13 protein-coding genes are annotated in these 13,275 nt (G+C 37.3%); 10 read left to right on the top strand and 3 right to left on the bottom strand.

The genetic code is table 11. The features are described 5' to 3' along the window. Nucleotides 1–523, top strand: a 523-nt coding sequence (locus C0430_RS10360; protein ID WP_290869351.1) for an orotate phosphoribosyltransferase, incomplete at its 5' end; no start/stop codon positions are given. Between the two features lie 65 nt (nucleotides 524–588). After that, a complete protein-coding gene (locus C0430_RS10355) occupies nucleotides 589–981 on the top strand; it encodes an SRPBCC family protein (protein WP_290869348.1) in 393 nt (130 codons plus the stop codon). 76 nt (nucleotides 982–1,057) lie between these two features. On the opposite strand, the gene C0430_RS10350 is transcribed toward C0430_RS10355, so the two are convergent. Continuing rightward, nucleotides 1,058–1,786, bottom strand: a complete 729-nt coding sequence (locus C0430_RS10350; protein ID WP_290869345.1) for a biotin--[acetyl-CoA-carboxylase] ligase — start codon at nucleotides 1,784–1,786, stop codon at nucleotides 1,058–1,060. Between the two features lie 95 nt (nucleotides 1,787–1,881). On the opposite strand from C0430_RS10350, the gene rsfS reads away from it, so the two are divergent. The 7 genes from rsfS to C0430_RS10315 all read left to right on the top strand — a co-directional run bounded on the left by rsfS (nucleotide 1,882) and on the right by C0430_RS10315 (nucleotide 7,490). Continuing rightward, nucleotides 1,882–2,253 carry a ribosome silencing factor gene (gene rsfS, locus C0430_RS10345; protein WP_039109645.1) on the top strand — a complete coding sequence of 124 codons (372 nt, stop codon included), beginning with the start codon at nucleotides 1,882–1,884 and terminating at the stop codon, nucleotides 2,251–2,253. Between the two features lie 15 nt (nucleotides 2,254–2,268). Beyond that, entirely contained in the window at nucleotides 2,269–4,194 is a 1,926-nt protein-coding gene (gene ftsH, locus C0430_RS10340; protein ID WP_290869329.1) for an ATP-dependent zinc metalloprotease FtsH, read from the top strand. 110 nt (nucleotides 4,195–4,304) lie between these two features. Then, the gene (locus C0430_RS10335; RefSeq protein WP_290869326.1) at nucleotides 4,305–4,907 is read left to right on the top strand and encodes an LUD domain-containing protein; all 603 of its coding nucleotides are present in this window, start codon (nucleotides 4,305–4,307) and stop codon (nucleotides 4,905–4,907) included. Between the two features lies 1 nt (nucleotide 4,908). Next, nucleotides 4,909–5,799, top strand: coding sequence for a phosphatidate cytidylyltransferase (locus C0430_RS10330; RefSeq protein ID WP_290869323.1), 891 nt, complete (start codon nucleotides 4,909–4,911; stop codon nucleotides 5,797–5,799). Continuing rightward, nucleotides 5,789–6,445: a phosphatidylserine decarboxylase family protein gene (locus tag C0430_RS10325; RefSeq protein ID WP_290869320.1), complete on the top strand. Its 657-nt coding sequence runs from the start codon at nucleotides 5,789–5,791 to the stop codon at nucleotides 6,443–6,445. The genes C0430_RS10330 and C0430_RS10325 overlap by 11 nt, the downstream gene beginning before the upstream one ends. Beyond that, nucleotides 6,442–6,711 (top strand): acyl-CoA-binding protein, encoded by a 270-nt coding sequence (locus C0430_RS10320; protein ID WP_290869316.1) that lies wholly within the window; start codon nucleotides 6,442–6,444, stop codon nucleotides 6,709–6,711. The genes C0430_RS10325 and C0430_RS10320 overlap by 4 nt, the downstream gene beginning before the upstream one ends. 8 nt (nucleotides 6,712–6,719) lie before the next feature. Beyond that, nucleotides 6,720–7,490, top strand: a complete 771-nt coding sequence (locus tag C0430_RS10315) for a superoxide dismutase (protein ID WP_290869313.1) — start codon at nucleotides 6,720–6,722, stop codon at nucleotides 7,488–7,490. 72 nt (nucleotides 7,491–7,562) lie between these two features. Here the strand turns inward: C0430_RS10315 and C0430_RS10310 are convergent, their stop codons facing one another. Further along, nucleotides 7,563–9,368, bottom strand: a complete 1,806-nt coding sequence (locus C0430_RS10310; RefSeq protein ID WP_290869310.1) for a glycoside hydrolase family 13 protein — start codon at nucleotides 9,366–9,368, stop codon at nucleotides 7,563–7,565. 43 nt (nucleotides 9,369–9,411) lie between these two features. Continuing rightward, the gene (locus C0430_RS10305) at nucleotides 9,412–11,280 is read right to left on the bottom strand and encodes an alpha-amylase family glycosyl hydrolase (RefSeq protein WP_290869307.1); all 1,869 of its coding nucleotides are present in this window, start codon (nucleotides 11,278–11,280) and stop codon (nucleotides 9,412–9,414) included. 331 nt (nucleotides 11,281–11,611) lie between these two features. On the opposite strand from C0430_RS10305, the gene C0430_RS10300 reads away from it, so the two are divergent. Next, the gene (locus C0430_RS10300; protein ID WP_290869304.1) at nucleotides 11,612–13,180 is read left to right on the top strand and encodes an OstA-like protein; all 1,569 of its coding nucleotides are present in this window, start codon (nucleotides 11,612–11,614) and stop codon (nucleotides 13,178–13,180) included. The last annotated feature ends 95 nt before the right edge of the window (nucleotides 13,181–13,275 follow it).

The following is a 13,275-nucleotide window of genomic DNA, read 5'->3' as shown; positions in this document are numbered from 1 at the left end:
CAATCGATTAATTTTGTCTTTTCCACTTATAAGAAATTATGTTCGCGATGAGTTTTCCAAACATATCGAAAAACAATTTGGAAAACCGGATGTCATTGCCGGTGTTGCCACTGGAGCCATTGGAATCGGGATTTTGGTTGCCGAAAGTTTAGGATTACCTTTTGTTTATGTTCGACCTGAGCCTAAAAAACACGGCAGGCAAAACCAAGTGGAAGGTTTTTTGCAAAAAGGACAAAATGTTGTGATTGTCGAAGACTTGATTAGTACGGGGAACAGTAGTTTGCTTGCCGTGGAAGCCTTGAGAGCTGCTGGCGCAAACATAAAAGGGATGGCTGCCATATTTACTTATGGTTTTGATGTTGCCTCAGAAAACTTCAAAAATGCCAATGTTGATTTGTTTACCCTAAGTAATTATCAAAATTTATTGAATTTGGCTGTAGCCAAAAAATACATCACCGAGGAAGAAGAGCAAACATTGAGAGAGTGGAATTTGAGTCCATCAACCTGGAGTGTCGAAGCTTAAAATTGAACTGATTTAAAAATATTGACTAGCGTCCCAAAACTTTGGGATTAACACAAAAAATAAAAATGAATTTAGAAAGCCCCCGAGTTACTGTCGAAAAATCGGCACAAGAATTATTTGATTTGTTGAGTGAAGTAAGAAATTTCGAGAAGTTAATGCCCGATAATATTGCAAAATTTGAAGTAATCGGTGAAGATGCTTTTATCTTCGGGTTGAAAGGGATGCCTGAAATAAAATTGAAAATGAAAGAAAAAGTAGAGCCAAACAAAATTGTTCTTGGTGCAGCAAGCGATAAATTGCCTTTCACTTTAGAAGCAGACATTAATTCCGTTTCAGAGAATTCATCTAACGTTCAATTGCTTTTTGAAGGGGAATTTAATGCGATGATGGCCATGATGATCAAAGGTCCAATCGGTAAATTTATCGAGACTTTGGCAGTGAATATGCCAAAACTATAAAATTATTTTTTTACAAAACACCAGAACCTTTCCATTTACATCGAAAGGTTTTGGTGTTTTTGACAGTTACAAACAGTCAATATAACATCTGGATTTCCTTGATGTCAAACTCGCGAACGGCATCATCTTCCAGAAGAATTTGAAGTTTTCCAATGGAAGAAATTCCTTGAATGATTCCCATGAAATTTTGTTGGTTTTCGTCTGAAAAAGGCATTGGAATTCCCTTTTTAAAAAGCTTTTCGGTATAATCTGCCCACATAAAATCCCCGTTTAGATGCCAAGATTGGATGTTTTGTTCCAGTTTTTCGATAATTTTCAAAAGAATTTCTTCTTTATCAAAAGTTGTGTTGCAAATTAAGGCCAGAGCGCTTGCTTTTGGCAAATGTTCAAAATTGGTTTGATTGACGTTTAATCCAAAACCTATAATGGAATTAATGGTTCCATTACTTTTTATGCTGTTTTCAATCAAAATTCCGCCTATCTTTTTGTTATATGACATAATGTCGTTTGGCCATTTGATACTTAATCCAGGAATGTTCAAGGTTTCCAAAGTTTGAATTATAGAAACGGAAACGACAATATTTATGTCAAAAATACTGTTGCCGTCCAGTAAAAAGTCTTTAACCAAAACACTCATTATTAGATTTTTACCGGGTTCTGAAACCCATTTGGCGCCCATTTGGCCTTTGCCTTTAGTTTGGATTTCGGTAGTAATCACGGTAAAGTTTTCAACTAATTGGTCGTTCGATAATCCTTTCAGGAATTCATTTGTAGAATCTATGGCATCGAGTTTGATTAGCTTCATGAGGAATTATTTCTGAACAGAATTTAATATTATGTTAAGGTTCAAAAATAATCACAAAAAATGGTAACTTTACAAACTTATTTTAAAAATAATTCATGGCTAAAAAAACTATAAATAATGATGTACTATTGGCAAACATCATCAAGGGAATAGAAGAAGTAAAAGGGAATGATATCGATATTCTGGATCTAAGAGAAATAGACACCGCTGTTTGCGACTATTTCATTATTTGCAACGGAAACTCAAACACTCAGGTTAACGCCATTGTTAACTCCATCCAAAAAACAGTTTCAAAAGAATTAAAAGACAAACCTTGGCATGTCGAAGGTACCGACAATGCGGAATGGGTTCTTATGGACTATGTAAACATCGTGGTGCATGTTTTTCAAAAACACATTCGTGAATACTATAATATCGAAAGTCTTTGGGGTGATGCCAAAATTACCACAATCGAAAATAAATACTAAAGAAATACTTCTCTAATGGCAAAAGACAATAATCCGAATTCGAATAAATTCAAAGTAAGTCCTTGGTTAATTTATACGGCAATACTATTAATATTCTTATTCATAAGTTTTATAACGGGAGGTTCCAGTTTTCAGGAACCAGCCCAATTAACTTCCTCTAATTTTAATGCTTACCTGGAAAAAGGCGAAATAGAAAAAGTAATAGTTTACAATAAAGCGGAAGCCGAAGTATTCTTGACTCCTGCAGCTTTGAAAAATCCAGCCAATAAAAAAGTGGCCAAAGATGTTTTTGAACGTCCAAACAAAGGACCTCATTATACCTTTACCATTGGTAATGACCAATTGTTTCAGACTAAACTGGAAAAAGCGGTAGCAGAAGGAAAGTTAAAAGATTTTAATTTCTTGCCAAAAAACAATTGGACCGATATTTTGGTAAGCCTTTTGCCCATCATTATCATCATTGGCGTTTGGATATTCATCATGCGAAGAATGTCTGGTGGCGGTGGCGGTGGTGGCGGCCAGATTTTCAACATTGGAAAATCAAAAGCCAAGCTTTTTGACGAAAAAACAGACATCAAAACCTCATTCAAGGATGTTGCCGGTTTAGAAGGTGCGAAAGAAGAAATCCAGGAAATTGTGGAGTTCTTGAAAAACCCTGAAAAATACACCAATCTTGGGGGTAAAATTCCAAAAGGAGCTTTACTGGTAGGTCCTCCTGGAACAGGAAAAACATTGTTGGCGAAAGCCGTTGCCGGTGAAGCCCAAGTGCCTTTTTTCTCTTTGTCAGGTTCTGATTTTGTGGAAATGTTTGTTGGAGTTGGTGCTTCTCGTGTACGGGATTTGTTCAAACAAGCCAAGGAAAAATCTCCTGCCATCATCTTTATAGACGAAATTGATGCCGTGGGTAGAGCCAGAGGAAAAAACAACATGTCGGGCGGAAATGACGAACGTGAAAACACCTTGAACCAATTGCTGACGGAAATGGATGGTTTTGGAACCAATTCAAACGTAATTGTTTTGGCCGCCACCAACAGGGCCGATGTTTTGGACAAAGCCTTGATGCGTGCAGGTCGTTTTGACAGACAAATTTTTGTGGACTTGCCGGACATTCGCGAACGCGCCGAAATATTCCAAGTTCACCTTGCACCATTAAAAAAAGTCGAAGGACTGGATTTAGATTTTCTTGCCAAACAAACTCCTGGTTTCTCGGGTGCGGATATTGCCAATGTGTGTAACGAAGCGGCTTTGATAGCTGCCAGAAACAACAAAACGGCGGTGGACAAACAAGATTTTCTTGATGCCGTGGACAGAATAGTTGGCGGTCTAGAAAAGAAAAACAAAATCATCACTCCGGAAGAAAAGAAAGCCATCGCGATTCACGAAGCGGGTCACGCCACCGTAAGTTGGATGCTGGAACACGCTGCGCCACTTATTAAAGTAACCATTGTTCCTCGTGGACAAAGTTTGGGAGCGGCTTGGTATCTTCCAGAAGAAAGACAAATCGTGAGAACCGACCAAATGTTGGACGAAATGTGTGCCACGATGGGCGGAAGAGCTGCCGAGAAAGTCACTTTCGACCGAATTTCGACTGGAGCACTCAGCGATTTGGAAAAAGTGACGCGTCAAGCTCGAGCCATGGTAACCATTTACGGTTTGAACGATAAAATAGGAAATGTCACTTATTATGATTCTACAGGTCAAAGCGAATACAGTTTTTCCAAGCCTTATTCTGATGAAACTGCCAAAGTGATTGATGCCGAAATTTCGTCGTTGATAGAAAGTCAATACGAAAGAGCCATCAAAATATTGGAAGAAAACAAAGACAAATTGAATCAACTGGCCGATATTTTGATAGAGAAAGAGGTTATCTTCAAAGACGATTTGGAAGCCATTTTCGGAAAAAGAACTTTTGATGCTAATCTTGAAGAAGTAGTCTCTTAATAAGCATATTCATATATTATTTTAAAATCTTAATTCAAAAGTGACTTTTGAATTAAGATTTTTTTATCTTTGGACGTTTTCGAATAATATATAAAGTAGTATAGAAAAATATGAGTCTTTTTAGAAAATTTTTTGGCACAAACAACCCGGCTTCCGAAGAAGAGAAAGATAATGAATACAGCAAATTTTCTCCAGATAATGACGCGCCTTTAGAGGAGCAGTTTATCTATAATTTCAAGAAAAATGGTGGCAAGTTTTTATACTGTGAAAATGAAATTGAAGTCAAAGATCATCTAGAAAACATTCTCGAAGAAAACGATTGGTTCGAAAGCGAAGCGTTGTGTTATGAGCCGGAACTTTTTAACATGCTTGAAGAAAACAAAATTGCTTTTGACAAACCTGCAAACCCGTCTTTTTTTCTGGCAAGTTGCGAAAACCTGATTGCCGATGAAGGTTCCATCTTGTTTTCGTCCAAACAAATCAAGCAACGAAAACCAAACGAATTACCGGCCAACATTATTATCATTGCCACCACCAGTCAAATCATTGGAACCAAAAGCGATGGACTTAGTGTGATAAAAAAGAAATACGTGAAAGATTATCCTACGAATATCACTACCATAAAATATTTCGAAAAAGCGGCAGAAGAAGATTTTACGCAATATGGAAGCACGGCAAAAAACCTGTATTTGTTGCTTTTAGAAGATCAATAACATGAATGAAACACTCAAGAGATCAATATCTGGTGCTGTTTATGTAATTTTATTACTGACTTCGATACTGTTTTCGACAGAAACTTTTTTTATATTATTTGGGATATTCCTGCTAATAGCAATTTATGAATTTTGCCATTTAATCCAAATAGACAAAGTATTTCCAATTTTTTTCGGAGCCTTTTTGTATACAGCGGTTACTTTGGTAAGCCATTATAATAAAATCACGACCGACACTATCAATCAGGCATTTAATACTGATATAGCAATAGCCGTAAACATACAACAACTAGACATTGTTTTGTTGGTTATCGCATTGGTGGTATCCATAAAGTGCATTCTTTTCTTGTTTTACGACAACATTCAAAAAATAAGTACGTCGTCAAAATACTTGTATTTATTGGGGTACATCATGCTGCCCTTTATATTTATCACAAAAATTTCATTTGGTATAAATGATTATAATCCTAAAATAATCATTGGATTATTTATCTTGATTTGGACAAACGACACCTTTGCTTATATTGTTGGAAAATCTATAGGCAAGAATAAATTATTCGAAAAAATATCGCCTAAAAAAACAATAGAAGGATTCTTAGGAGGAATTGTTTTTGCCATTTTAGCCGGTTATTTAATATCAAAATATTACATCAGGGCTCGACCTGAATTTAGCGAAAAATCAATCCTGATTTGGACTTCAATAGCTGTGATTGTGGGTGTTATGGGAACAATTGGCGATTTGATCGAGTCCAAATTCAAAAGAATAGCCGGTGTCAAAGACAGCGGAGCCATTATGCCTGGCCACGGAGGCATTCTAGATCGACTAGATAGTGTTATATTTGTGGCACCAATAATATTTTTATTTTATCAAATTTTAAACTATGTTTCATAAAGAAGGAGCTCAATCGATTTTAATAGCGACAATTTTTACTGCCGTAGTGCTTTTATTGTCCGATAAATTCATTGACATCAATTGGATTAAAATGTCAATCCAAATAGCAGCTTTTTTGTTGTTAATCATCGTTTTACAATTTTTCAGAAATCCAAAACGAAACTTCATTCTTGACGAGAACCAAATTTTGGCTCCCGTTGATGGAAAAGTGGTTGTTATTGAAGAAGTGTATGAAGGTGAATATTTTAAAGAAAAACGCATTCAAGTTTCTATTTTTATGTCGCCAATAAATGTTCACGTAACCCGTTATGCCCTTAGCGGAATTGTAAAATTCAGCAAGTATCACCCGGGGAAATTCTTGGTAGCCTGGCATCCAAAAGCGAGTGAGGAAAACGAAAGAACTACCGTCGTGATCGAAAACAAGACTTTTGGCGCTGTTCTTTACCGCCAGATTGCGGGCGCTTTGGCTAGAAGAATCGTGAATTATGCCAAAGAAGGCATGCAGGTAATGCAAGGTGAAGATGCCGGTTTTATAAAATTTGGTTCGAGAGTCGATATCTTTTTGCCTTTGGGAACCCCCATTAATGTTGCTCTCAATCAAAAAGCTGTGGGAGGAAAAACAATAATTGCAACAAAACCTGAATGAACGAAAAAGATTTAGAGACACAATTTCAAGAAGCCGTAGCAATAGCTTCGAAAATGACTCAGGCATCCTTACCCCAAGATGTCCAGTTGCGTCTTTATGCCTTTTACAAACAAGCCACTCATGGAACTTTAAGTTACAATCATTCTGAAAGTTTTGATTTAAGAAATGCTTTCAAAACCAATGCTTGGATTCAAATCAGTCATTTATCCATTGAAGAGGCAAAAGAACACTACATAGAAATTATTAATTCCTTATTGGAACAATAATCCGTATCATGAAAAAAATACCCTTTCTAATAACAAGTTTACTATTCATTACCGTTTTACTTTCCTGCAACAAAAAAAAATATGTCGAAGTAGTTGAAGTACCCTTGCCAACGGCCCAAGAAAAAGTAACCATGGGAATGCCCGATGATGTCAAAGCTGACGAAGGCGCATTCCAACTGGAAAAACTGCCCTATAATTACGATGCCTTGGCACCTAATATTGATGCATTGACAATGGAAATGCATTACTCCAAACATTATTTGACTTACACCAACAATTTGAACAAAGCCGTTGCGGGAACCGCTTTAGAAAATTTAACTATTGAAGAAGTATTGGCAAAACTAGATCCAAGTGTGCCCGAAATCAAGAATAATGCCGGTGGCTACTATAATCATTCCTTATATTTTAAATGTATGGGACCAAAATCAGAGGGACAACCCAATGACACTTTGGCCGCAGCCATCACCAAAAAATTTGGTTCTTTTAACGAATTTACCACAGCCTTCAAAGATGAAGCCGCCAAGCAATTTGGTTCTTCTTGGGTCTGGTTAATAGTCGATAGATCTGGAAACCTTCAAATTACAAGTACCCAAAACCAAGACAATCCAATGATGCGAAATGCTCTCGTTCCCGGAAAACCAATTCTGGCTCTAGACCTTTGGGAACATGCTTATTACTTGGATTACCAATACAAAAGAAAAAATTATGTGGATGCTTTTTTCAATGTGATCAATTGGAACAAAGTAGCTGAAAATTATGAAGAGGCTTTGAAGAAGTAATCAAAAAAAACAATAAAAAAGCTGGAGCAAATTAATTTTGCTCCAGCTTTTTTATTGGTCATATTCGTGTTATTAAAGAACCTTGTTACTCAAGACAACAACATCCATAGGTTTTACCGTCACCTTTTTTATTGCTTTCTTGGTAAATACCTCTTTGTAGTTCCCTTTTTTAAGAATTGGATTTGCAAAAAGTATCGGTTTATCACTTCTGTTAATGATGACAATCACTTCTTCAGTACCCAGTTTGCGGCTGAAGGCATAAGTTTTTTCTGCATCATTTGTTGCAATTGTTGTATAGTTTCCTGATTTTATGGCTTTGTATTGATTGCGCAACCCTATGAATTTTTTGTACCAATTGTATAAATCGGTATTGAAATCTACTTTGTCTGCTTCGTGCTTGCTTTGGTCTGGATTAAATGTTTCCGCATCATATTCTTTGTCCGACCAAACCATTGGTTTACGACAATCAGGATCGTTACTTCCCCACATGCCGGATTCGTCACCGTAATAAATCATTGGCGAACCCAAATATAATAGTTGAAAAGCGGCAATCAGTTTTTGCTTTTCCAATTGTTCGACTGTAGGTTTTCGAGCATTATAATTTTTATTGTTGCTCTTTTGGCTCCAAGTAAAATAAGCGCCCCAGTCACCAAATTTTTTCCCGTCAGGATTTGCCACTGCACTACCAATTCTTGTTGCATCGTGGCTTCCTACCAAATTTTGCATGTTCATGGCTACGCCTTCTCCAAATCCATCGCGCAATTCCTTCAATTGGGCATCAAACTGGGTAACGGAAATTCCTTTGGCATCTTGAACAAAAAAATCATGCACGATGAAAGAGAAATTATAATTCATCGTTGCATCAAATTCGTCTCCGCTCAAATAAGGTTTTGTTTTTTCGATAGGATCAACCAATTCGGCAGTTAGATAAGCTTCGTTATTGATTGATTTTACCAATTTTCTCCAATCTTTCCAAAAAGGATGGGCAATGCAATACGCCACGTCCAATCGCCAACCGTCAATTCCATATTGGGCTCCTTTATTCATTGGGTTCATCCATCGTTTGGTAGCGTCAAAAATATACTGTTTTGGTCCCGCAACGATTCCTGTTTTATCCTCTTTTAACTCTGGCAAAGTTTTTACGCCAAACCAACCTTGGTATTCAAACTTTGTTCCTTTGGCAGCATCTTTCCAGCTATCAACCATAAACCAATCTTTGTAGGCTGATTTTTCTTGTTTTTCTTCCACATCCCTAAAAGCAAAACTATTTACTCCCAAATGGTTGAAAACACCATCAAAAATGATGGACATATTTCGTTTGTGCACTTCATCAATGAGTTTAAGAGCCAGTAAATCCGCTTTTGTCCAAACCCATTTTTCGGGATTCAAGGGGGCTTCATTCAGGATTAGTTTTTTGTCTCCTTCTGGATCTGGACCCAATGTGGGATCGACATGGTGATAGCACAATGCGTCGTATTTATGGGAAGAAGGTGCCCAAAAAATGGGGTTCATGTAAATGGCATTGATGCCCAATGATTGCAAGTAATCCAATTTGTCGATGACTCCTTGTAAATCGCCTCCATAACGTCGACGTTGAATGTTGTAATACACATCTTTGCCATTTTTCTGTTCGTAAGGTTGCAATTCATACCAATCGCTTGTCCATGGATGAATTTGGAAGTCTGAAGTGATGTCAAAGGGATAAGCTCCATCTTGATCAGTCACTTTTGGATCGTTTGATGGGTCTCCATTATTAAACCGATCGGGAAATATTTGATACCAAACTACTCCTTTACTCCAGTTGGGAGTAAAATCATTTTGGGCAAATGAAGGCAAGAATGCTAAAAATAGCAAACAAATTGTTACTGGTCTTTTCATTGATGTTGATGTGGAATTTAAAATTTAGTTAATATAAAATGAATTACAATTGAAAAATAAATGATTCAGAAGGGCCGATGCTGATTTGTGCTTTTCCTTCTCCGTTTTCTATTCGCAATTGGGTAGTTTTTTTATGGTACAATTGATCGGTTATGGTATAATTCCCATCTTTTAAGTTCCATTTTTGGATAATATCTGCAGGGATTCGCAGTTCGAAATTACTGGATGCCAAGTCATAAAAATTAGTCACGACAATTAATTTTTGCGTGTCAGACCAGCGGGTGTAAGCATAAATGGCAATGTCATAACCAGGCGTAATGTTGCGATTTGCTGTTTGTATTTCTTGAAAATTCCCCATCAAGGCTGAGCTGTTAATGGAAAAATTCAATAATCTTTTATAGAAATCACGCAAGTCTTTTTCGTCCTGCGAAAGTTGTCCGCCATCAAATTTTCCTCCATTCATCCAACGCTGATGATTGGGAACTCCGATATAATCAAAAATAGAAGTCCTGGAATGTGTGCCAAAACCTGCATTTTCGTTTCCTGCTTCGCCAACTTCCTGACCAAAATAAACCATTGTGGGCGCACTACTTATTGTGGCGGAAACAACCATCAAAGGTTTTCCTTTTTGTGGTGTTCCTGCAAATTCTGGACTTGCCAAGCGTTGTTCGTCATGATTGTCCAAAAATTTAAGCATATGATGCTCAATGTCAGCCATTCGATGCTGAATGTCAGTCAATCCGTCAGGCCAGGTTTTTCCTTGAATTACGGCTTTCAGGTGGTCGTAAGTTTCGACTTTGTCATACAAATAATCCATTTTTCCGAGGCGAACATAATTTCGATATTCGTTTGGATTATACACTTCGGCCATTAAAAAAGCATCCGGATTTTTCACTTTTATCGCTGAATTCATGTAACTCCAGAATTCATAAGGCACCATTTCGGCCATGTCGTATCGAAAACCATCCACGCCTTTGGCAGTCCAATACAAGGCAATGTCACGGAATTTTATCCAAGAATTCGGCACGTTTTTATCTTTCCAAAAATCGAAATGTTCTTGATAAGATTTGGTGTCAAAACCTGCTGGAAGTTCCGGGAAATCTTTCGAGCCATCAGGGCGAATGCCATAATTTACTTTCACCGTTTCGTACCAGTCATTTTTGTCCGGTTTTGCCATTCGAGAACCGTTGCCAGTCCATTTTGCTGGAAATTCCTCGAATTTGCCATCAATGAGCGGATTGTTTTCCCCGTTCAACGGTTTGTCCGTTTCCGGTATTTCAAAACGAGTATTGGGAATGTAATAGAAGTTGTTGTCGCGTTTGTATTCTACTGATGTGTCATCGTCTGCACCAAAATCTTTCACGCCTTCAGGATTGCTTTTCCCCTCGTATTTTCGGGCAATGTGGTTTGGGACAATATCTATAATCACCTTTAATCCGGCTTTGTGGGTTCTGGCAATCAAATCTTCGAATTCTTGTAAACGATTGGCTGGATTGACGGCTAAATCTGGGTTTACATTGTAATAATCTTTCACGGCATAAGGGGAACCGGCCCGACCTTTTACCACTTCCGGGTCATCGTTTGAAACTCCAATCGAGGAGTAATCACGAATCAAGGCGTGATGCGGAACTCCGGTGTACCAAACATAAGTTACGCCCAAATCCTTGATTTCATTCAAAGCTTTGTCCGTAAAATCATTGAATTTTCCAACTCCATTTTCCTCAATGGTTCCCCAAGGTTTGTTGGTCGTGTTTTTATTTCCGAATAATCGGGTAAAAACTTGGTAAACCACTATTTTTTTGTCTGGGGTAATTTCTTTTTTTTCTGTATCCATTTTTATTGCTGAAGTTTTACATGCTGTTGCCAATAGCAGAAAGCTCATCCCTGCAACAATAGTTGTTTTTTTTATCATCGTATATTATTTTTCTGTTTGTGAAATCCAATCCAAATGGATTAACAACTCCTAAAATTAATGTTTTTTAGCTATCAATTTGAGAATTAAGCAAAGATTTATCTGGAATTATGCACTGAAATTTGAACTACAACGAAATATTATTCCTTTTTGTTGATAAGTTTAGAATCAAAATCAAATGATGTATTTCTCCTTTTCGAATGTTATAAATAAATCATAATATGGATTCAGGTTGTTTCCTTTTTCTTAAATTTGGCAAAAAATATATCCATTGACGAAATCACTGTTTTTTATAAGTTGTTGTTTGGTAATTTTAAGTTTCCAAAACCTTTTGGCACAAGTACCCAAAAAAATCATTATCGAAAATTCTGATTATTTTGACATAAATCAAATAGAAGCTCCAGATGCGACATTGTTGACCGGAAATGTGCGTGTAAATCATGATGGCGTTGTTATGACTTGCAACAAAGCGTATTATTTTCAAAAAGAAAATTACATCAAAGCCTTTGGAAACGTGCAATTGGTTCAAGGCGACACTTTGTATTTAAACAGTAAATATGCCGAATACAATGGCAACATGAAGCAGGCTTATGCCACGGGAGATGCCATTATGCATTCCCCGGAATCCACTTTGGTTACCGATACCATCAATTTTAACCGAAACACGCAGGAAGTGTATTACAACTCGAATGGAACGATTACTAATAGGGAAAACACGTTAAAAAGCAAGTCGGGAAAATATTATGTAGCCCAAAAAAAGTTCCAATTCCTCACCGCAGTTACCATCACGAATCCCAAATACGTAATTAAGTCCAATCATTTGGATTATTACAGTAATTCTGGGCATTCCTATCTTTTTGGCCCTTCCACGATTACCAGTAAAGCCAATTATATTTATACCGAAAAAGGGTTTTATGACACCAAAAAAAATCTGGCGCATTTCCTTCGAAAGTCCTACATCAAATACGACGACCGCTTGGTAGAAGGCGATAGTTTGTATTATGATCGAAATCGGGAATTTGCCTCGGCGACACGAAACGTAAAAATTACCGACTCCGTCAATAGAGGCATTGTCAAAGGCCATTATGCCGAATTGTACAAAAACCAAGACTCGATGTTTGTTACCAAAAGAGCCGTCGCGATCAACTTTGTGGAAAACGATTCGGTCTACATTCACGGAAAAAAACTGATGGTTACTGGTCCTGAAGGCAATCGAATTATTCGTGCGTTCAACAATGTTCGTTTCTACAAAACCGATATGAGCGGCAAATGTGATTCCATACATTCGAGTTCCAAAACGGCCTTGACCAAATTGATTGGAAATCCCATTCTTTGGAATGGCGAAAGCCAAATTACCGGTGACATCATGCACCTTATCGGCAACCAAACCACACAAAAATTGGATTCGCTCAAAGTGTTAAACAATACTTTTATCGTCTCGAAAGACACGCTCGGAACCGGTTTTAATCAAGTGAAAGGGCAAAATCTATTCGGAAAATTTTTGGATGGAAAACTACATGACGTAGACATCATCAAAAATACCGAAGTAATTTATTATATGCGAAATGATACCAACGAACTCATAGGCATCAATAAAAACGTGAGCAGTAAAATCAACATTATTTTTGACAAAAATGACATAGAAACCATCACTTTTTTCAAGCAAATCGATGGCACGATTTATCCCGAAAAAGACTTGCCCGAAAATGCCCGAAAACTCCGTGGGCTGGTCTGGCGTGGCGATGAAAGAATAAAATCGAAAGACGATATTTTTACAGAAGAAGACAATGAACTCAACGAAAAATTAGTCAAACAAGGCAAAACCGAAAATGCCAAGAAAAATGTTCCGATGAAAATCCGGAAGGAAACCTTGAATTACGACAAGAAGAAAAAGCAGTAATCTGTGGTCAGTTTTGAGTGTTCAGTCTGCTTCGTTTTCATCAAAAAATAAAATCAAAAATAAAACTCCGTAAACTTTGCGCCATCGCGTTTTGC

The organism is Flavobacterium sp. (assembly GCF_013823965.1).
Classification (GTDB): domain Bacteria; phylum Bacteroidota; class Bacteroidia; order Flavobacteriales; family Flavobacteriaceae; genus Flavobacterium.
This window is presented reverse-complemented; position numbering and strand designations above follow the sequence as displayed.